This is a genomic window from Capnocytophaga sp. G1920, from assembly GCF_051417515.1.
In genome coordinates this window covers 1-21401 of record NZ_JBPRKH010000024.1, presented here as the reverse complement: position 1 = coordinate 21401, position 21401 = coordinate 1, and the positions used below count along the sequence as shown (strand labels likewise).

The window sequence follows — 21401 nt, the reverse complement described above, 5'->3', positions numbered from 1 at the left end:
TTATGAATAATAGATAGATGATGAATAATAAAAAAAGTCGTCACTTCCCAGCAACGACTTTTCCTCATTAAAACAAAAAATTATGAAAAAAACTAAATTACTTCTCTTTTTCCATCTTGTCTTTCAACTCTTGTAATGCTTCAAGATCACCAAGTGTTGATTTTTCGACTGTAGATGAGCTGGTATTTACAGCAGCTTCTTTAGCTATTTTCTCTTCTTCTTCTTTGAAGATAGCAGTGTGAGAAGCTACTACACGTTTAAATTCTTTGTTAAATTCAATCACTTTGAAATCAGCAGTGTCTCCTTTGCCCAATTTCTTTCCGTCTTCTTTTTCTAAGTGACGTGAAGGAACAAACGCTAAGATATCGTCGTTGAAAGGAACAGTAGCACCTTTATCTACCATTTTAGAAATAGTACCTTTGTGAACTGTACCTACCGCAAATTCAGTTTCGTATTTGTCCCAAGGGTTAGGAGTGGTTTGCTTGTGTCCTAATGACAATTTGTGTCCTTCGGCATCTAATTCAAGTACTACTACTTCAATCTTATCACCAGAGTTTACAAATTCTGATGGGTGTTTAATTTTCTTAGTCCAAGAAAGGTCGGTGATGTGGATAAGACCATCGATACCTTCTTCGAGTTCTACAAATACACCGAAATTAGTGAAATTGCGAACAGTACCTGTATGTTTAGAACCTACTGGATATTTTTCAGTAATGTTAATCCAAGGGTCTGGGGTAAGTTGTTTAATACCCAAAGACATTTTGCGCTCGTTGCGGTCGAGAGTCAAGATAACAGCTTCTACTTCGTCGCCGAGTTTTACGAAATCTTGAGCAGAACGCAAGTGAGTACTCCAAGACATTTCAGAAACGTGGATAAGACCTTCTACACCATCAGCAATTTCTACGAAAGCACCGTAGTCGGCAATTACCACTACTTTACCTTTTACTTTATCGCCTACTTTAAGGTCGTCAGCAAGAGCGTCCCAAGGGTGTTTGCTAAGCTGTTTTAAACCTAATTGGATACGTGATTTGTTGTCGTCGAAATCAAGGATTACCACATTGAGTTTTTGGTCTACCGATACCACTTCGCTTGGGTGATTGATACGAGCCCAAGAAAGGTCGGTGATGTGAATCAATCCGTCTACGCCACCAAGGTCTACAAATACACCGTAAGAAGTGATATTTTTCACAACTCCTTCGAGTACTTGTCCTTTTTCGAGCTGACTGATGATTTCTTTCTTCTGTTCTTCGATATCTGCTTCGATGAGCGCTTTGTGAGAAACCACTACGTTTTTGAACTCGTGATTTACTTTCACAATCTTGAATTCCATTGTTTTGTTTACGAATTGTTCGTAATCGCGGATAGGTTTCACATCGATTTGTGAACCAGGTAAGAATGCTTCGATGCCAAATACATCTACTATCATACCGCCTTTGGTACGGCTTTTTACAAAACCGTTTACGATTTCGCCGTTTTCGTGTGCCAAGTTAATTCTATCCCAAGCTTTAAGCGTACGTGCTTTGCGGTGTGAAAGTACTAACTGACCGTTTTTATCCTCACGGATATCGATAAGCACTTCTACTTTGTCACCTACTTTGAGGTTCGGGTTGTAGCGGAACTCGTTGAGAGAGATAACGCCTTCTGATTTAGCGTTGATGTCGATAATCGCTTCTCTGTCAGTGATGCGAGTTACTACTCCTTCTACTACTTCATTGTCTTGAGTGTCAACGAAATTGTTTTTAACCAATTCTTCGAAGTTTTTCAATTGGTCTTCTTGTACGCTGTCAATACCTTCTTGGTATTTGTCCCAATCAAAGTTCTGTAAGAACTCTTCTGGATTTTGAGTGTTTTCAGCCATTTGCTGATAATAAAATTTGTATTTCCTAATTAGGAACGAGAGTATTTTAGTAGGGCTATTTCTAATAGGAAAGAATGAAACAATAATGATAAATTAATACTCTATGCCCTTAAAAAATTATGGCAAAATTACGAATAATCTTTGAATTAGCCAAATAATTTTATGATTTTTGAAGATGTTTTTTTATCTGTAAATGTGTATCTATTTGTTTATTAGATAATTATATGAATATTGTGTTAAGTAGAAATGTTACTAAGAAACAATCAATTCTACTGAAAAGTTTTTGTAATTACATCATTTGTATTTCTTTAAAGAACTGAGTAAATTCTTCTTCATATAATTTTTCATCTCTTTTTAAATCTTCTATGGCATATTGCATTTTCGAAACAAAGCCTGTACGCCTATCCATTCGGTATAATATGGAAGAGATACCTTCAAAGGTTTGATAGCTTTCTAACCAACGTTCGGCAATGATGTATTTGCTCAAAGTTTGAGCTTTATCGTTGAGCAAGTGCTGATGGCGTTCTAAGGCATCGTAAAAGTGCTGAACATATTGTTCTAAGGATTTATCAGAATATTCTTTCCAATGTTTAGCAAGACAATAATCGTAAAAAATATCTACCAGCACCCCTGCGTAATGGTTGTAAGTAGGCACCAATCGGTGTTTACTTTTCCGGAAAATGGCGTGTGCATCTGTGAAAGTATCTATTCTGCGATGTAATAAAATACCCCGTTGCATTGCTTCGGGGTATTGTAAGTATTCTTTGCCTCGTACGGTATCGGCGATAAAGTTGCCAATAGTGAGCAGTTCATCGCCTTCGCCTGAAAGGTAGATATGAGCTAAAAAGTTCATTATAAATAATCTTTTACCTTAGAAAGTGCTTCGGTAATACCACCGGGGTTTTTACCTCCTGCGGTTGCAAAGAAAGGCTGTCCGCCACCTCCTCCGTGAATGTATTTGCCCAGTTCTCGTACTATCTTACCAGCATCTAATCCTTTGGCTTGTGCCAATTCTTTATTGATATAGCATAACAAGAGTGCTTTGCCTTCTTCGTGAGCTGATGCAAAGAATACAAAAGCATTTTTTACCTCATTACCCAACTCGAAAGCAAGGTCTTTTAGAGTTGCTACTTCTGCATCTACTCGTTTTACGAGACACTGAACACCATTTACTTCTGTAAATTCAGCTTTTAAACTTGTTTTAAGTTGCTTAGCTTGCTCTTTTTTCAACTGTTCAAGCTCTTTGTGTAAAGCTGCATTTTCTTCTTGCAAGTGCATAATAGCTTTTACAGGGTCTTGGGCGTTTTTCAGCGTTTCTTTTATTTGTTCTACCAGCTGTTCTTGTTCTGTAAAATACTTCATAGCTCCTCCACGGGTAATCGCTTCAATACGGCGAATACCTGCTGCTACTGCACCTTCTGAGATGATTTTGAAATACCAAATATCGCCTGTGTTCTTTACGTGAGTTCCCCCACAAAGCTCTTTGCTATCACCAAACTGAATCATACGCACACGGTCGCCGTACTTTTCACCAAAGAGTGCCATAGCACCTGATTCCACGGCTTGTTGCATAGGAATATTACGATGCTCTTGCAAAGGAATTTTCTCAAAAATACGTTTGTTTACTAATTGTTCTACCTTTTTGAGCTCTTCCTCAGTAAGTTTAGCAAAGTGAGAGAAGTCGAAGCGCAAAGTTTCAGGAGCTACACGAGAGCCCTTTTGTTCAACGTGTGTACCCAACACTTCGCGTAAGGCTTGGTGTAATAGGTGGGTAGCACTGTGGTTAGCTTCTGCCATTTCACGTCCTACTGAATGTACTTCTGCTTTGAAAGGGTCGTTTAAATTAGTAGGCAGGTGTTCTGAAATGTGAATGATAAGGTTATTTTCTTTTTTGGTATCTAAAATATAGATAAGCTCACCGTTAGCACTTTGGAGTGTACCTTTGTCGCCTATTTGTCCACCTCCTTCCGGATAGAAAGGAGTAGTGTTGAATACCAGCTGAAAATGAGTACCGTCTTTCTGACTTTCCACTCTGCGGTATTTCACCAATCGCACCACAGCCTCTAAGGTATCATAACCTATAAACTCCTCTTCATCGTCGTCGCGGAGTATCACCCAGTCGTCAGCTTTTATTTGAGCTGCTGCACGTGAACGCTCTTTTTGTTTTTGTAATTGTTCTTCAAAACTAGCTTCGTCCATAGTGAGCCCTTTCTCCGAAAGAATGAGTGCTGTCAAATCTTTGGGGAAACCGTAAGTGTCGTATAATTCAAAGGCTTTACCGCCCGATAGTTGCTTGCCAGGACTGTTTTGTATCATCACATCTAGCATTAGTAAACCTTGTTCAAGCGTCCGCAAGAAAGAGGCTTCTTCTTCTTTTATGACGCTCATAATCAGGAATTGCTGTTTCTCCAATTCGGGGAAAGTACCTCCCATTTGGTTAGAGAGTGTCTCTACTAATTTGTAGATAAACGGTTCTTTTTGGTTTAAGAAAGTAAAGCCATAGCGAATAGCACGGCGCAAAATACGGCGTATCACATAACCAGCACCATTGTTAGAGGGCAACTGACCGTCGGTAATAGCAAAAGCCACAGCCCTAATATGGTCGGAAATCACACGAATGGCAATGTTTACTTGTTCTTGTTCAGCAGTTACACGGTCGCCTGAGGTATATCTACTTTGGGTAATCTCTTCCACTTTGTGAATCAGTGGGGTAAACACATCGGTATCGTAATTTGATTGTTTCTTCTGCAAAACCATACAGAGGCGTTCAAAACCCATACCTGTATCCACGTTGCGAGAAGGTAGTTTTTCGAGACTACCGTCGGCTTTGCGGTTGAACTCCATAAATACATTGTTCCAAATCTCAATTACCTGAGGGTGGTCGTTATTCACAAGGTCGCGACCTGGCACTTTGGCTTTCTCTTCATCTGAACGAATATCCACGTGAATTTCGGTACAAGGACCACAAGGACCTTGGTCACCCATTTCCCAAAAGTTATCTTTTTTATTTCCGAGAAGTATATGGTTTTCAGCAATCCGTTCTTTCCATATATCATAGGCTTCTTGGTCAAAAGGCACGCCCTCTTCTTCACTGCCTTCAAAAACAGTTACATAGAGGTTTTCTTTGGGAATTTTGTATATTTCGGTGAGCAATTCCCACGCCCAGCTAATGGCTTCTTTTTTAAAGTAATCACCAAACGACCAGTTGCCAAGCATCTCAAACATCGTGTGGTGATACGTGTCCCGACCTACCTCTTCCAAATCGTTGTGCTTCCCCGATACGCGCAAACACTTTTGAGTATCGGCTACGCGTTTGTATTTAGGTTTAGCATTACCAAGGAAGAACTCTTTAAATTGGTTCATACCAGCGTTGGTAAACATCAGGGTAGGGTCGTTTTTAACCACCATAGGAGCCGAGGGGACAATAGTGTGCCCTTTGCTTTCAAAGAATTTTAGGAATTGTTCTCTTATTTCTTGCGAAGTCATATATTTTTAACTAACGATTGACAGTTAATAATTAACATTTTCAGGGCGCAAAGGTACGAACTAATTAGCAAATTCACAAATTTGCTAATCTGCTAATTTCTCCCTCAGCTTTAACTGAGCAATCCGCAGAATAATGATGTTTTACAAAAGAATTATCTGTGCTAAATCTGTGTAATCCGTGAAGTCTTTGCGAGACTTTCAGATAGCTTACTGACTATTTGTTAGATTTGTAAAAATTTGTAAGATTTCTGTAGCGTAAGCTACACTCTTAATTTCCCCCTCAGCTTTAACTGAGCAATCCGCAGAATAATGATGTTTTACAAAAGAATTATCTGTGCTAAATCTGTGTAATTCGTGAAGTCTTTGCAAGACTTTCGGGTAGCTTACTGACTATTTGTTAGATTTGTAAAAAATTGTAAGATTTCTGTAGCGTAAGCTACACTCTTCTCACATCAATTAATTGAACCCTTGATTGATATTAGTAACATTCTAAATTCAATTGCTATTCAGTTAGTATTCAATTAATCTTTGGTCAGTCTTCATTGTAGAGCCACTGTAGAGCCACTGTAGAGCCACTGTAGAGCCACTATAGAGCCACTGTAGAGCTACTGTAGAGCCACTGTAGAGCTACTGTAGAGCTACTGTAGAGCTACTGTAGAGCTACTGTAGAGCCACTGTAGAGCCACTGTAGAGCCACTATAGAGCCACTATAGAGCCACTGTAGAGCTACTGTAGAGCTACTGTAGAGCTACTGTAGAGCTACTGTAGAGCCACTGTAGAGCCACTATAGAGCCACTGTAGAGCTACTGTAGAGCTACTGTAGAGCCACTGTAGAGCCACTGTAGAGCCTCTTATTGTTCAACTATCTTATAAGCTTTGTATAATCCTCTCCCAATTTCACCATTAATCATTAACTACACTTCCCATTTGCCAATTCCCTAATTTTCTAATTTTCTAATTTTCTAATTTTTCATCTACCCATAGGTTTTATTTATATATGTAAATATATGACTTTCATATTGTTACTACTACCTACGTACTATCTAAATTAAATTTTTGTTCTAACCATTTGGTTAATTCAAAAACTCGTTGTACCTTTGCCCCCGAAAATCAGAAGTAACGATGAAGAAGACAAAAGATATAAGCACCGAAGAACGCATCAAAGCCGCTGCCCGCAAAGTCTTTCATCAGAAAGGTTTTGCAGGTACACGCACTCGCGACATCGCCGAAGAAGCGGGTATCAACCACGCAATGCTCAACTATTATTTTCGTAGTAAAGAAAAGCTCTTTGAAATGGTAATGATGGAAACAATGGCGCAATTCTTTAAAGGAGTAAACCTTATGCTGAACGACGAAAGTACCTCTCTCGATGAGAAAATAGACCTCATCGTCTCTAACTACGTCGATTTACTCCTCAAAGAACCCGAATTACCTACCTTTATACTCAATGAGGTGCGTCCTAACCCGCAAGCATTTGTAGAGCAAAACCCTATTAAAGAGGCACTTACTCACTCTGTGCTCACCCGTCAATATGCCGAAGCCGTAGCCCGTGGTGAAATCACAGAGCCTAACCTAATGCAAGCTATCCTAAACGTCATCGGGTTGGTAATATTTCCTTTCATTGCAAAACCTATCCTAACCTCAATTATCAACATACCCGAAGAACAGTACAAAGCCCTAATGCTCCAGCGTAAAACCCTTATCCCCCAATGGATTAAGGTTATACTATATAAACAATAACATTTTTTTATCTATACCCTAACCAAATGGTTAAACTAATTTATTAACACTATAATACCCCTAAAAGCCTTAATTCATCAGTCTTTTACTCTGTTTTATGGCTTGCTATTATGAAACACCTTATCTTAACACTCACCGCATCTATAGCCCTTACTCTCACCGCGCAAGCGCAGGCTATCTTTTCTTTGGAGGACTGCTATCGTCTTACTCGTGAGAACTACCCTACCGTCAAAAAGCTCGATTTGGTAGCCAAAACCGAAGGCTATACCCTTGCCAATGCCAACCGTGCTTACCTCCCACAGCTCTCTATCTTGGGGCAAGCCACTTACCAGTCGGAAGTAACCGACCTCTCTAAAACCATTGTAGGAGCACTCCTACTGCCTCCTAACGTCTCTTTGCCTACTATCGACAAGGAGCAATACAAGGTGGTGGGCGAGGTAAGCCAACTGCTCTATGGGGGTGGTGCGATTCACAGTCAGAAGGCAGTCGCCAAAGCCCAGAGTGCTGTCCAAATGCAAGCGGTCGAAACCCAATTATACACCCTGAAACAACGTGTGAGTAACCTATATTTTGGGGTGCTCCTCATCAATGCGCAACTCTCTCAAAACCGTCTCAATATCGAAACGTTGGAGTCACAACTCCGCAAAGCAGAAGTAGCCCTAAAAAACGGCACGACCCTCCCCAGTAATGTAGACGAGCTGAAAGCCGAAATCCTCCGTGTAAGAATGCAAACCACCGAGTACGAAGCCACCCAAGCTATCTACTTGCAAATGCTGTCTACTTTCATAGGCAAAGAGCTCACCAACGCTTCCCAGCTCGCACAGCCTGCACCTCAATCCCAGTCTCAAACCCTATCCACCGAAATTTTTCGTTCTGAACTCAAAGGGTTTCAGCTACAGGAATCGTTGCTTAAAGCGCAAGAAAAACAGCTCAGTAGCGAATATATACCCAAGCTCAGTGCCTTTTTTCAAGGCGGTTACGGGCGTCCCACACTCAATATGCTCAGCAACCAAGCGGATTTCTACTACATCACGGGGCTTCGTTTGCAGTGGAATTTAAGTCCGCTATACAACTTATCGAGCAAGAGACACATTTTGCGCCTCAACCGCGAGAGTCTCACAACCGACCGTCAAGTCTTCTTACTCAACACAAAACTCGAACTCACTCAGCAGTCCGAGCAACTCAAAAAGTTACAAAAGCTGATAGAACAAGATGAAACCTCAGTAACTTTGCGCCATTCCGTCGCTAAATCTGCTGAAGTCCAGTTAGACAACGGGGTTATCACCACTCACGAATACTTGCAGAAAGTCAATGCTTGGCATCTTGCCCAGCAAACCCTTATCCTGCACCAAATACAACTCCTCCAAGCTCAAGAAAATCATCAATTAATTATAGGAAAATGAAAAAGATAGCACTTATTACCACATTGATAGCTTTAATAGCTTGCAATAATAAGAACAAATTCGACGCTTCTGGTAACTTCGAAGCCGACGAAGTCATTGTTTCTGCTCAACAGACGGGGCAACTCATCGACTACGATGTAGAAGAAGGCAAAACTCTTACCGAAGGTCAAAAAGTCGGTCAGATAAACGTTGCCCTTCTCAAGTTACAGAAAGAGCAAGTGGAAGCTACTATTGCCTCACTCAAAGAGAAAACCCAAAACCCTGCCGACCAGGTAGCACTCATTCGTAGCCAACTCGAAGTACAGCGCGCACAACTTGCCCAACAGGAACGTGAGCTTACGCGTACACAGAACTTAGTGCGCGGTGGGGCTGCCACCCAAAAGCAATTGGACGACCTCTCCGCCCTCATCGACCAGCTTCGCAAGCAGATAGCCGTAACCGAAAACCAACTCAAAGTGAGTCTGACCAATATCAACACCCAGAACCGCAACGTGCTCAGCCAAGAAGCTCCCTTGCAAAAGAATGCCGAAGCCGTTCAAGAGCAAATCAATCAGGGTGAAATTATCAACCCCATTGCGGGCACTGTGCTTACTAACTACGCCCTAAAAGGAGAAATGCAGACGTTCGGAAAGCCTCTCTATAAGATTGCTAATACTGATGTACTAACTCTCAAAGCCTATATTACGGGTGACCAACTATCTCAAATCAAATTAGGACAGCAAGTTACCGTGCGCACCGATGCCGGAAAAGGCGAATACCGCACCTATCAAGGCGAAATTATCTGGATATCCCAAGAGAGCGAGTTCACTCCCAAAACGATACAAACCAAATCTGAACGCGCCAACCTCGTATACGCCATCAAGATAAAGGTTAAAAACGACGGCTTTTTAAAGATAGGAATGTACGGAGAAGTAGTGTTCAAAAAATAAACTGATCAAAGAAAAGTGACTATTTTCAACATCTTTCCTTATTAGTTTTAGGTATATTCCCCTACACATATGAAATATGTATGGAAAGAGAAATTGTATAGGAGAGGATAGAGAGAAAAACAAAAAATTCGTATCTTTGTCATTATAATAGCAACAAAAATATCTAATAAATTATGAACGAATTTATCAAAGCATTGCATTATGACAAAAAAGACCCACGCATACCGGAAGAATACGATTTTTTCGGTGCTTTGGTGGGCGAATGGAATATCGAATGGGTAGACCATCTGGAAGCCGACGACCCCAGACGCGTAAAAGGCGAATGGATTTTCTCTTGGGTGTTGGAAGGTACGGCGATACAAGATGTCTTTATTGTCCCCTCACGCTCGGAGCGTTTGCAAAACAAACAGCCCGATGCCGAGTACGGCACCACGCTACGTATATTCAACCCCCGAAGCTCGACGTGGGATATTTTCTACGGTTGCAGGGGCGAGGCTATCCGTCTGACAGCTCGCACTAATGAATATGGTATAAGATTCCATGACAAGGGTTTGAAAGCTACGGCAAATGGGCGTTATTTATTTGAAACTTTTCCAGCTTCACGTAATAGTCTTGCTATTAAGCCCGAATGGAATAACATGACAGATATAAAACAATGGCAAATAAAAAAAGGAACATTACTTTTTGAAGGCGTTGCTGCTCCTCAAGGGAACTTAAGCGGAGGGCAAATTCAAAAATTTGTGGTAGATGACCCTGTAACCAGTTTAATTTAATTCATATGGAAAGTTTTGCTAATAATTTAATTTGTTTAATATCAGAGTTGAAGGCAGAACTTCAGAAGAAAGATAGTTACTTTCCTGCCCATCAACTGGAGAAAGCAATTTATATCTTTTCTATCATACGTGATAATATTTCATCTAAATCATTTGGTGATAATTTATCCAATGATTTAGATAAGATTATGCGCTGGTCAATAGATTCTTGGCCTTGGGATAACTTAATTACCAAAAAAACATGGTCTATCATTGAAGAATACAACAAGATAAAAAAGACATTACCTATAAAATAATATATCTACTTATCCGATAAAGTTTTATATAGACTATATCAAAAAGTTATCAACAGGTCTTTTGCTTGTTTTCCCTTTTTTCTTCTGATGGTTTTAAGGGATTGGGGTATGCTTCGTTTTTCATGTATATTTGTCCGTTTTTCTCTTTCTTTTTTTAGTCTGATTATTGGGGCTTTCTTTATCCAGTTCATTTAAAGGGAGAACAGGTATGGAGTGATTGAACAACTCTGGTCGGAATTCTATACCCCGATATAAGTTCCAAAATAAAACAAATGATTTTAGAAATTAAATTAGTAACAATTATAAAAAAAATATGATACGTAATTATTTTTACCTTGTAGTGGGAGTATTTTGCTTACTCTCTGCCGTTACTCACGAAATGAACGGCTTCACAACCCTTTTCCCTGCCTTGTCAAACACCAACATCGATGCTGAAAGCAAGGTAACATTCAATTATCTTTGGCATATCATAGCTACCGAAAACATAGTAATGGGTGTTGCTTTAGTGCTTATAGCGCTGCGCAAAAACGACAACGCAGGCAAGTATATTGCTCAGTTTGTAATGGCTTTATTAGCAGTACGTTGGGCAAGTATTGCATTTAGTACCCTAACAAGCGATGGAGGTAACCTTACCAAAATACTTCCTGAAAGTGTTATAATGTGGCTACTTATATTCCTATTGTGGTTAGGTGCAAGAAAAAAAGAACAATAAAAAGAGATTTATATATGACCCCCCCCGCTGGCGCGAGCCTGTGGCTCGTGTGTCTATCAAGAATAGAGCTTGTAGCTCATACTCTTAGCACATTTTTTGTAGCTTACTAACAAATACAACCCTATGTTAAAGAAATACGACAAAGTAATAGCAACGGTTTTCGCCCTGCTTACCATAGTTTTTATAGTAGTCTTTCTCACTAATGACTCCTTTTTTGAGTGGACTTTTGCGCGACATCACAATATATTGAGCTGGTATGTGCGCCCGCTCTTTATCGTGCCTATGGTGTATTTTGCTTTGAGAAAATCGTATGCAGGAGTGTCATTGAGTATCTTTTGCCTATTTACCAGTATGTTTTGGTTCTCCGTTCCACAACAAACCGACCCTAAGGTGCTCGGCTTCTTAGCCTACGAAATGGACTATCTCAAAGACACGTGGGACACAAAAAAGATACTTTTCTCACTAAGTGTACCGCTCTTTTTCTATCTGCTGATAGTCTCAGCGTGGAAGAGAAAATGGCGCTTATCGCTCTACACCGTAGTGTTAGCAGCGCTTTTAAAACTATTATGGAGCGTGGTGAGCAGTGGTGCAAGCGGTTGGTCAGTAGCCAAACCCGCTCTTGTAGGACTAGTAATATGCGTAGTATTTATTTTGATAACAAGAAGAAAAGATAAAAAATAAGGGGAAAAATCAGTGTCCATTTACCTTTGAGAAGAGGTTAATCACCACCACCCCAGCGATGATAAGCAGGGAACCCAGTACAAAAGGCAGGTCTATTTTATTCTTAAAAACAAGAATACTCACAATGGCTGTCAGTACAATCCCTACCCCCGACCAGATAGCGTAGGCCACCCCCAGTGGAATATTCTTGAGAGCTAAGGATAAAAAATAAAAACAAACACCATAAGACAACAGCGAGCCTACGGCAAACAACCACTTGGTAAACCCTTCCGATTTACCTAAAAGAGCAGTGGCTAAGACCTCTAAAACAATCGCTAAAGTGAGGTATAGGTAATGCATATAAAAGTATAGTATCTAAATTCGTGGCAAAAATATAACAATTTTACTGAAAATGAAATTAAAACTCATAGAACACATAAAGCTCACTAAAGAGCTCGTAGACCAAGAACACTTTTTCTCTGTGGGCTATTGCGAAGCAATCGAAACCCATTTGATGAAAGTACTTGTAAGTTGGGTAGCAGGCTATGAACGCTATTACCGCATAAGTGCCGAAGATTACGCATCGTTCGAAGAAGACCGTCCTGCATTCTACGAATTGTACAAAAACGAGCTCGGAGAGGATAACGAATGCTTTACTCAGAAGTTTATGGGGGCGCAAGCTCTACGCGATTATGACGGTCGTAAGAACTTTCAGACGTGTTATCCCTCAAAGGAAATAAACCCTTTTGGGCATTATGCCTATTGCAACGGAGTACTATATGCTCAAATCCTTTGGGACAAGGGCACAGTATACGTACCCCCTTATCAGAAAGTAAAAACCGCCAATAGCGAGTGGGACTATCCCTTGAGAAAAGATTGTTACATAGAAAAAGACCCCGAAGGCAAAGACCTCTGCTTTTGCCTTGATACAGAAAACGAAAAATAATCACCCTGCTGGCGCGAGCCTGTAGCTCGTGCCTATTAAGAATAAAGCTTGTAGCTCGTACTTATCTAAAATAATAACAAACTAAAAATACTAAAAATGAACCCTATAAACTATCAGAAAATAAACCAACAGACTATCAATAACTGGATTGATAATGGTTGGGAGTGGGGGCAACCTATCTCCCATACCGAATTTGAGGAAGCTAAAAACGGTAATTTTGCCGTCAAACTCACCCCAACTAAAAGTGTACCTAAGAATTGGATAGGCGACTTGCGTGGCAAAAAAGTGTTAGGGCTCGCCAGCGGTGGCGGTCAGCAAATGCCCATTTTCACCGCTTTAGGTGCAGAATGTACCGTATTAGACTATTCCGATAGGCAAATAGAACAAGAGAGAATGGTTGCCCAACGTGAGGGGTACCTCATTACACTTCTACAAGAAGATATGAGCAAACCCCTTCCTTTCTCCGACGATACCTTTGATATGATATTTCACCCTGTGTCTAATTGTTATATTGAAAAGGTAAAACCGCTCTGGAAAGAGTGCTACCGTGTGCTTAAAAAAGGAGGCGTACTGCTTTCAGGTTTGGACATAGGTATTAATTATCTATTTGATGAGGAAGAAAAAACACTGATAAATACCCTTCCCTTCAACCCATTAAATAACGAAGAACACCTACGCCAGATGCAGAAAAGTAATGGTGGCATACAGTTTTCACACACCTTAGAAGAGCAAATTAACGGACAGTTGGAGGCGGGATTCACACTCTTAAGCCTTTATGACGATACCAATGGCTATGGCAACCTACACGAACACAACGTCGCAAGCTATATTGCTACAAGAAGTATCAAGTAACAATCTCTATTGTATTTGCTAATTTTCACATTTGCTAATTTGCTAATTAATAAAATGACAAGCATAAGTATACATAACCTCAGCAAGTCCTACGGCAGTACCCACGCCGTCCAACACCTTTCCTTAGAAGTTAAAAAAGGCGAACTCTTTGGGCTCATAGGTCCCGATGGGGCGGGCAAAACCACCGTCTTTCGTATGCTCACCACCCTTCTATTACCTGATGAGGGCACAGCAAGCATCGAGGGTTGGGATATCGTTAAGGATTATAAGGAAATCCGCAAGCACGTGGGCTATATGCCTGGGCGCTTCTCTCTGTACCAAGATCTCACTGTCGAGGAGAACCTCTCCTTCTTCGCTACCGTTTTTGGTACGACTATCGCTGAAAATTACGACCTTATTAAGGATATTTACGAGCAGATAAGGCCGTTCAGCAACCGTCGTGCGGGCAAACTCTCAGGGGGTATGAAGCAGAAGTTAGCCCTATGTTGCGCTCTCATTCACAAACCCAAAGTCCTTTTGTTAGACGAGCCCACCACGGGGGTAGATGTGGTTTCGCGCAAAGAGTTCTGGGAGATGCTGAAGAAACTAAAGGAACAAGGCATCAGCATACTCGTTTCCACCCCTTATATGGACGAAGCCAGCCTATGCGACCGCATAGCCTTAATACAATCAGGCAAGGTGCTTTCCACCAGTACCCCCGAGCAAATCATCGCCCAGTATCCTACGGCACTCTATGCTATCAAGGCTCCCGACCTGTACGCACTGCTCCAGCACCTGCGCGAGCACCCCAACATTGATAGCTGTTACCCCTTTGGCGAGTACCTACACGTTACTCTCAAAGAAAATACCAACATTCCCATATTCGAGCAACAGCTGAAAAACACCTTCCCCCACCTCGAATGGAAAACCATTACCCCCACCATCGAGGACAGTTTTATCCGCCTAATGGAAGAAAATTAAAGTATAATAATTCAATAAATAAACACCCCTAAGAAGTAATTCAAATCGCTTTTGCGGTATATGCTTCCCTCTCCTTGGGAGAGGGGTAGGGGGAGAGGAACACTATGAACGCAATACACTGTCATAACCTAACAAAGCAATTCGGCGATTTCAAAGCCGTGAACAACATTTCCCTAACTGTTGAAAAAGGTGAAATCTTCGGTTTTCTCGGTGCCAATGGTGCGGGGAAAACCACCGCTATACGCATCTTCTGCGGACTTTCGTACCCTACCTCGGGCGAGGCTACCGTAGCAGGTTTCGATGTCTATCGAGAGCAAGAGCAGATAAAAAAACACATCGGTTATATGAGTCAGAAGTTTTCGTTGTATGACAACCTCACCGTGCAGGAAAACATCACCTTTTATGGAGGTGTCTATGGCTTGAGTCGCAAGGAAATCAAAACCCGCAGTACCCAGCTTATCACCAAGCTCGGCTTGGAGGCTGAAGCCAACAAACTCGTAGGGTCGCTACCTCTGGGCTGGAAGCAGAAGCTCGCCTTTTCGGTGGCTATCTTCCATCGTCCCGAAATCGTATTCCTCGACGAGCCTACCAGTGGTGTAGACCCGATAACGCGCCGACAGTTCTGGGATATGATATACGAAGCCTCCGCGCAGGGCATCACTGTATTCGTCACCACCCACTATATGGACGAAGCCGAGTATTGCCACCGCATCAGCATAATGGTTGACGGCAAAGTGGAAGCAATGGATACGCCGACCAACCTTAAAAACCAATATCACACCCACTCAATGGACGAAGTGTTCTACCAGCTCGCCCGCAAAGCAAAACGTAATGAATAACCCTCGTAGGGGCGAATGGCAATTCGCCTATCATTAGATATGAAACAGTTAATAGCCTTTATACGCAAGGAATTCTATCACGTATTCCGTGACCGCCGCACGCTACTGATACTCTTCGGTATGCCCATAGCGCAGATTATCCTTTTCGGTCAAGCCCTCAGCAGCGAGGTCAAGAACATCGGTATCGCTGTATTAGATGAGGCAAACAACACTTATAGCCAACAAATCACGCACCGTTTGCAGGCGAGTCCGTATTTTAAGCTGAAAGACCCTCTGTTCCGTTACGACCAAGTAGAAGACCAATTCAAGCGTGGCACTATAAAAGCTGCGCTCATCTTCCCTCCCGATTTCGGAAAAGACCTCTACACACCCAGTGGCACCTCCCTACAACTCATCACCGATGGCAGCGACCCCAATACGGCTAAAACAGTACAAAACTACTTCTCGGCTATGGTAGCCAGCTACCAGCAAGAACTGAATCCTACTGTGCAAATGCCCTACCAAATAACCGTAGAAAACCGAATGCTGTACAACGAGGAGCAAAATGGCTCTATGAACTTCGTTCCTGGGGTAATCGCACTCGTCTTTATGATAGTGAGCACTGCCCTCACCTCGGTAGCCGTAGTGCGCGAAAAAGAGTTAGGTACTATGGAAATCCTTTTAGTATCCCCTTTCAATCCCCTAAAAATACTAATAGCCAAAGCCGTGCCTTACCTTATTCTCTCGTTCATCAACTTCACCGTGATACTCCTGCTGTCGGTCTATATGCTCGATGTTCCGATACGTGGCAATTTGCTACTGCTTTACGCCGAGAGTACTTTGTTTATCATCATCTGTTTGTCGTTGGGACTACTCATTTCCACAAGCACTTCCTCACAACAAACCGCTATGCTCATCGCTATGATGGGGATGATGTTACCTACGGCTTTCTTTACCGGCTTTATGTTCCCCATAGAGAATATGCCCCTTGTTTTTCAGGGGATAGCCAAAGTATTCCCTTCAAGTTATTACTACGCTATTGTGAAGAAAGTAATGCTTAAAGGATTGGATTTTAGTTATATATGGAAAGAAACGCTCATTCTCATCGCAATGGCAGTGCTATTCTTAACCCTTGCAATGAAGAAGTTTAAAATACGATTACAATAATCCCCCAACCCACCAAACGGACTACTCCCTCTCCTTTGGAGTAGTCTCCGAATAGGAGAGTATGTGATTGGGGAGAGGATTTAAATATAAAAGAAATGAAAGTATTAAGCTTTATATTAGAAAAAGAATTTAAGCAGATATTCCGAGATAAGACGATCTTGGCAATGATGTTTGTGGTTCCTATCATCCAACTGATTATATTGCCCTTAGTTGCCAATTTCGATGTGAAGAACATTAACCTCGTTTATATCGACCACGACCAGAGTACCTATTCTCACCAACTGATACAGAAGATTACTTCCTCAGGGTACTTTAAACTCGTAGAGGCTCCTTTCTCTTACAAAGAAGGCATCGCCCTGATAGAAGACGGTAAAGCCGATATAGTTTTGGAAGTCCCCGAAGGTTTTGAGCGCAATCTCGTACGCGAAGGAAAGCAGACGCTTGGCCTCTTTATCGATGCCATCAACGGAAGTAAGTCGTCCTTAGGGGGAGCCTATTTGCTTTCAGTGATACGCGACTTCAATGCCGAGCTTGATGTAAATGTGAAAGCTCCCCAACGCATAGGCAATGTAGCCAAATTCAGTGTGGCGAGTACACACTGGTACAATCCACAAATGGAGTACAGATATTATATAGTTCCAGGCATTTTAGCCTTATTACTCACCATTATTGGGGGATCTCTCTCTGCGCAGAATGTAGTAAAAGAAAAGGAAATAGGCACTATCGAGCAGATAAATGTAACGCCTATTAAGAAGTGGCAGTTTATATTAGGAAAGCTCATACCCTTTTTGGTAGTAGGATTAATCCTGTTCACCTTGGGGCTTACGGTGATGTATGTAGTCTATGGCATCTTCCCAGCAGGAAATCTACTCACCTTGTATGCCTTTGCCACAATGTATCTCATTGCGATTCTCGGCTCCGGACTCCTCGTCTCCACCTACGCCGATTCGCAGTTGCAGGCTATGTTCATCACCCATTTCTTTATGATGATATTCCTACTGATGAGTGGTTTCCTCACCAGTGTAGACAGTATGCCCGCTTGGAGTCGGCAGGTGAGTAATGCCATTCCCATAACTCACTTTGTGAATGCTATCCGCTTAATTGTGCTCAAAGGTAGTAGTTTTGAGCAGTTACACATAGAGTTTTTGTATCTTGTAGGATTCGCTGTGCTGCTCAATAGTTGGGCTATTTGGAATTATAAGAAGACAAGCTAACATAATTCCTAATATAATACAAGAGTTCCATCAAGAGTACTAATCTTATTGTACTCAATGATGGAACTTATCATTTTAATATTTTAGGAGAACAGATTAGTCTCTTCTCGACATAAGTATTCTCAATATATACCAGAAAAGTAGCATAATAGAAGAGAACAACTGCAAGGCTGCCCCTACGTATTGGTCTGTGCTGTATACATTTTTGATGTTGTAGGTTTCATATAGTATACCACCTGCTGCCAAAGCAACCATTGCTACTGAAAACCAAAGTCCTAAATCGAAACCAAAGATAGCTCCTGCCACAATAAGTCCTAAGGCTACAAAACCTCCTATTACCAATATACTACGCAAGAACGAAAAGTCTACACGGGTGAGGAATACCACCGCTGTAAGTCCGCCAAATAAAGCAAGTGTAATAATACCGGCTTGCGAAAGGATAGCCGTACCATCGGTAAAGTACATCGCCAAAAAGATTATTGGCATAAAGATAACAGCTTCAAGTAACACATAAAGCCCTAAGCCCATATATTGGGTATTCTTATCTTGTGCTTGCGTCCATTTGCTGGCAAGGATTGAGCCTAACCAAAAGCCTCCCAAAATCAATAGCCATACCCATTTGCCACTTACCATAGAGATGATAAGGCTTTCTGGTACTACATTTAGCAAAATAGCTTCTACAGCTATAAATGCCAAAAGTGCCATTGCTACGTGTGAGTAAGTTTTGCGGTAAAAGGTAGCTTGTGCCTCATTAGTAGCATAGCTTACTATTTGAGGTGATTGATAGTTAGTGTTGTAGCTGTCGTAATTTGAATTATATCCCATATGTTTAATTAAAAATGTTTGTGTTCATATATCAAAAACTTTGCCAAAAAGTCTATTGGCATAGGTTGCTATAGCTTCTTGGCAAAGTTGTCAGGTGGGTAAATACTACTATAAAGTATTTACGTTGTTAAGGTCTTCAAACGCTTTTTTCAAACGAGTAACAAATGTCTTTTCGCCTTCACGAAGCCATACACGTGGGTCGTAGTATTTCTTGTTAGGTGCTTCGGGACCTTCTGGGTTACCTATTTGTCCTTGCAAGTAAGCCGATTTAGCTTTCATATAGTCGCGAACACCTTCAGTGAATGCGTATTGCAAGTCAGTGTCAATATTCATTTTGATTACACCATAAGAAATAGCCTCGCGGATTTCTTCGAGGGTAGAACCTGAACCACCGTGGAATACCAGGTCAAGTGCGTTGTGAGGCAAATTGTATTTCTTTGAAACGTAGTCTTGTGAATTTCTTAATATTTTTGGTGTCAATTTCACATTTCCTGGTTTGTACACCCCGTGAACGTTACCAAAAGCAGCTGCAATGGTGAATTGTGAGCTAATTTTAGAAAGTTCTTCGTAAGCGTAAGCCACATCTTCTGGTTGTGTGAAGAGCCTGCTACTATCTACGTGTGAGTTGTCTACCCCGTCTTCTTCACCACCGGTCATACCGAGTTCTATTTCCAAAGTCATATCCATTTTGCTCATACGTTCAAGATAACGTTTGCAAGTTTCAATATTTTCTTTGATAGGCTCTTCCGATAGGTCAATCATATGAGAGCTGAACAATGGCTTACCTGTTTCTTTGAAGTGTTTTTCTGATGCTTCAAGCATACCGTCAAGCCAAGGAAGTAATTTTTTAGCGCAGTGGTCAGTGTGCAAAATGATAGAAGCTCCGTAGGCTTCTGCCAATTGGTGAACGTGTTTAGCACCTGCTACCGCTCCGAGAACTGAAGCGCGTTGGTTGTCGTTATTCAATCCTTTACCAGCCATAAACTGAGCACCACCGTTAGAAAATTGGATAATCATTGGGGCATTTACAGCTACTGAAGTTTCTAACGCAGCGTTGATAGAGTTTGAACTGATAACGTTGGCTGCAGGAAGAGCAAAGCCTTTTTCTTTAGCGTATTTGAATACTTCTTGTACTTCTTTTCCAAGAATTACGCCTTTTTTAATGTTATGTGCCATTCTTTAATATAATTAATTTTAGTTTTCAGAATTACTCATTATGTCATAATTGACGGCAAAGATACGATTTTCTCATATATCTTCAAAATAAATCTTATATTTTTTAGTTCAAAAAACCAAAATTACTTCGTGTTTTTCATCACTTATCTTCCACTTATATTTGGTTTAAATGTTCCCTTTCTTCGTTCATTGTTCGTCATTCGTTCCTCTGCCCGTGTGGCTCGCACCGTCTTTTGTTCGTCTTTTGTTCGTCATTTGTTCGTCTTTTGTTCGTCTTTTGTTCGTTCTTTGTTCGTCATTTGTTCGTCTTTTGTTCGTTCTTTGTTCGTCTTTTGTTCGTTCTTTGTTCGTTCTTTGTTCGTCTTTTGTTCGTCATTCGTTCATCTGCCCGTGCGGCTTGCACCGTCTTTTGTTCGTCTTTGCGTCGCTATAGTTCCCCCTCTTTGAGGCAGGGCTGTTACATAGAGTTACAAATGTTTGATTTATAATATATTAAATTCATAAGTTCTTTGAAATTAATGATACTCCATTCCATAGCTGACTTGATAGAGTCTTTTCCATTAAGACGAAATAGGTTAATTGATATATTTCTCATTATTGAAAGATTCTCAGGAGCATTACCTGATTTAGTCTTACTCTTGTCCTCTTTCATTTGTACATCTTTCACCCAGTGCAAACGATTTTCTATACCCCAATGAGAACGTATGTGATTAGCAAAGAAATCAGCCTTATTCTTAGCTACACTGCTAATATGGTAAACTATCTCTATTGTCTGACCTTTCTTTGTTTTGACATAACGTGTTGTTTCTATAATTCGCTTTATACCAAACCATTCAGGAGAAATACCCTCTAAATTTTTATAAACTTTGGTAATACGCAATTCATCACGACCTCTTAGCAAAGAACACTCTTGGTAAGTGTGCATTAAATACTTTTTTGTAGCAACATTTGCTTTTATTTGCTCAAAAAGCTTTTTTTGATTACCTTTTACTTGTACTATGTAGTCATTTTTTGACTTTATAATAGTTTCAAGAGTTTTTTTGACAATGTAAGGCATCTAAAGTGATTATTTCACCTTGAATGTCTAAGGCTTGTAAGAGTCTTTGAACGGTATAAATTTCAGATTCTTTTTTGTTCTCTAATTTATCACAAGCTAATACAATGCCTCTTTGTGAAGCAAAAACACTTATCAATGAAACAAAATTCTGATAGTTATTTTGAGTGTCTTTAATAGTTCCTGCAATAGCCTTTCCATCAACAGCAAGTGTTTCACCTTGACACATTGGTAAAAATTGGGCAGTCCACTGATTGAATTTTTGGGCAAAATCATCAAAATCAATTTCCATAAATATCCTTCTAATAGAGCCATATGTAGGTACTTTACAGAAAGTTAGATACTTTTTAAACTCCCATTGGTTTTCTTTGAGGAAACGGCCTATTTCTCGATAACCAGTATAACCTGACATTATTGCTGTTAGGCACATAATCAGGAAGTTAGGCATTTTATGGCGGATACCGCGTCTTTTTCTAGTATCCTCTATACTAGATAACATTTCTATCAGTGTCATAGACTTTTACATTTTATT

The 21401-nt window shown here is 40.8% G+C and carries 19 protein-coding genes and 1 pseudogene; 13 read left to right on the top strand and 7 right to left on the bottom strand.

Going from position 1 to position 21401, the window contains the following annotated elements; translation table 11 throughout:
• Nucleotides 1-97: 97 nt before the first annotated feature.
• The 3 genes from rpsA to alaS all read right to left on the bottom strand — a co-directional run bounded on the left by rpsA (nucleotide 98) and on the right by alaS (nucleotide 5344).
• Nucleotides 98-1858 carry a 30S ribosomal protein S1 gene (gene rpsA, locus ACSQ7D_RS11450; RefSeq protein WP_002672939.1) on the bottom strand — a complete coding sequence of 587 codons (1761 nt, stop codon included), beginning with the start codon at nucleotides 1856-1858 and terminating at the stop codon, nucleotides 98-100.
• Between the two features lie 289 nt (nucleotides 1859-2147).
• Nucleotides 2148-2711, bottom strand: a complete 564-nt coding sequence (locus tag ACSQ7D_RS11445; RefSeq protein ID WP_009418041.1) for an ACP phosphodiesterase — start codon at nucleotides 2709-2711, stop codon at nucleotides 2148-2150.
• Nucleotides 2711-5344, bottom strand: coding sequence for an alanine--tRNA ligase (gene alaS / locus ACSQ7D_RS11440; RefSeq protein ID WP_437136319.1), 2634 nt, complete (start codon nucleotides 5342-5344; stop codon nucleotides 2711-2713). The genes ACSQ7D_RS11445 and alaS overlap by 1 nt, the downstream gene beginning before the upstream one ends.
• 1122 nt (nucleotides 5345-6466) lie before the next feature.
• Here alaS and ACSQ7D_RS11435 point away from each other — a divergent pair.
• From ACSQ7D_RS11435 to ACSQ7D_RS11405, 7 genes are all read left to right on the top strand, one after another.
• Nucleotides 6467-7084 carry a TetR/AcrR family transcriptional regulator gene (locus ACSQ7D_RS11435; protein WP_437136318.1) on the top strand — a complete coding sequence of 206 codons (618 nt, stop codon included), beginning with the start codon at nucleotides 6467-6469 and terminating at the stop codon, nucleotides 7082-7084.
• Nucleotides 7085-7194: 110 nt separating this feature from the next.
• Nucleotides 7195-8487 carry a TolC family protein gene (locus tag ACSQ7D_RS11430; protein ID WP_437136317.1) on the top strand — a complete coding sequence of 431 codons (1293 nt, stop codon included), beginning with the start codon at nucleotides 7195-7197 and terminating at the stop codon, nucleotides 8485-8487.
• The gene (locus ACSQ7D_RS11425; protein ID WP_437136316.1) at nucleotides 8484-9416 is read left to right on the top strand and encodes an HlyD family secretion protein; all 933 of its coding nucleotides are present in this window, start codon (nucleotides 8484-8486) and stop codon (nucleotides 9414-9416) included. The genes ACSQ7D_RS11430 and ACSQ7D_RS11425 overlap by 4 nt, the downstream gene beginning before the upstream one ends.
• 173 nt (nucleotides 9417-9589) lie before the next feature.
• Complete coding sequence (locus ACSQ7D_RS11420) at nucleotides 9590-10189, top strand: hypothetical protein (protein WP_437136315.1); 600 nt, start codon at nucleotides 9590-9592, stop codon at nucleotides 10187-10189.
• A 5-nt stretch (nucleotides 10190-10194) separates the two neighbouring features.
• The gene (locus ACSQ7D_RS11415; RefSeq protein WP_002672917.1) at nucleotides 10195-10485 is read left to right on the top strand and encodes a hypothetical protein; all 291 of its coding nucleotides are present in this window, start codon (nucleotides 10195-10197) and stop codon (nucleotides 10483-10485) included.
• Nucleotides 10486-10798: 313 nt separating this feature from the next.
• Nucleotides 10799-11197, top strand: a complete 399-nt coding sequence (locus tag ACSQ7D_RS11410; RefSeq protein ID WP_012796906.1) for a hypothetical protein — start codon at nucleotides 10799-10801, stop codon at nucleotides 11195-11197.
• A 123-nt stretch (nucleotides 11198-11320) separates the two neighbouring features.
• A complete protein-coding gene (locus tag ACSQ7D_RS11405; RefSeq protein WP_437136314.1) occupies nucleotides 11321-11878 on the top strand; it encodes a hypothetical protein in 558 nt (185 codons plus the stop codon).
• Between the two features lie 9 nt (nucleotides 11879-11887).
• Here the strand turns inward: ACSQ7D_RS11405 and ACSQ7D_RS11400 are convergent, their stop codons facing one another.
• Nucleotides 11888-12217: a DMT family transporter gene (locus ACSQ7D_RS11400; RefSeq protein WP_437136313.1), complete on the bottom strand. Its 330-nt coding sequence runs from the start codon at nucleotides 12215-12217 to the stop codon at nucleotides 11888-11890.
• A gap of 52 nt (nucleotides 12218-12269) precedes the next feature.
• Between ACSQ7D_RS11400 and ACSQ7D_RS11395 the strand changes: the two genes are divergently transcribed.
• From ACSQ7D_RS11395 to ACSQ7D_RS11370, 6 genes are all read left to right on the top strand, one after another.
• Nucleotides 12270-12803, top strand: coding sequence for a hypothetical protein (locus ACSQ7D_RS11395; RefSeq protein WP_437136312.1), 534 nt, complete (start codon nucleotides 12270-12272; stop codon nucleotides 12801-12803).
• A 96-nt stretch (nucleotides 12804-12899) separates the two neighbouring features.
• Entirely contained in the window at nucleotides 12900-13655 is a 756-nt protein-coding gene (locus ACSQ7D_RS11390; RefSeq protein ID WP_012796903.1) for a class I SAM-dependent methyltransferase, read from the top strand.
• 54 nt (nucleotides 13656-13709) lie between these two features.
• Nucleotides 13710-14615 (top strand): ABC transporter ATP-binding protein, encoded by a 906-nt coding sequence (locus ACSQ7D_RS11385; protein ID WP_437136311.1) that lies wholly within the window; start codon nucleotides 13710-13712, stop codon nucleotides 14613-14615.
• A gap of 104 nt (nucleotides 14616-14719) precedes the next feature.
• Nucleotides 14720-15454, top strand: coding sequence for an ABC transporter ATP-binding protein (locus tag ACSQ7D_RS11380; protein WP_437136310.1), 735 nt, complete (start codon nucleotides 14720-14722; stop codon nucleotides 15452-15454).
• Nucleotides 15455-15469: 15 nt separating this feature from the next.
• The gene (locus tag ACSQ7D_RS11375) at nucleotides 15470-16600 is read left to right on the top strand and encodes an ABC transporter permease (RefSeq protein WP_437136309.1); all 1131 of its coding nucleotides are present in this window, start codon (nucleotides 15470-15472) and stop codon (nucleotides 16598-16600) included.
• Nucleotides 16601-16695: 95 nt separating this feature from the next.
• Nucleotides 16696-17814 (top strand): ABC transporter permease, encoded by a 1119-nt coding sequence (locus ACSQ7D_RS11370; RefSeq protein ID WP_437136308.1) that lies wholly within the window; start codon nucleotides 16696-16698, stop codon nucleotides 17812-17814.
• 96 nt (nucleotides 17815-17910) lie between these two features.
• Here the strand turns inward: ACSQ7D_RS11370 and ACSQ7D_RS11365 are convergent, their stop codons facing one another.
• From ACSQ7D_RS11365 to ACSQ7D_RS11355, 3 genes and pseudogenes are all read right to left on the bottom strand, one after another.
• Nucleotides 17911-18639 (bottom strand): Bax inhibitor-1/YccA family protein, encoded by a 729-nt coding sequence (locus ACSQ7D_RS11365; protein WP_009410716.1) that lies wholly within the window; start codon nucleotides 18637-18639, stop codon nucleotides 17911-17913.
• Between the two features lie 108 nt (nucleotides 18640-18747).
• Nucleotides 18748-19815: a class II fructose-bisphosphate aldolase gene (gene fbaA, locus ACSQ7D_RS11360; protein ID WP_002672889.1), complete on the bottom strand. Its 1068-nt coding sequence runs from the start codon at nucleotides 19813-19815 to the stop codon at nucleotides 18748-18750.
• A gap of 457 nt (nucleotides 19816-20272) precedes the next feature.
• Nucleotides 20273-21368, bottom strand: a pseudogene (locus tag ACSQ7D_RS11355) (ISAs1 family transposase).
• Nucleotides 21369-21401 lie beyond the last annotated feature (33 nt).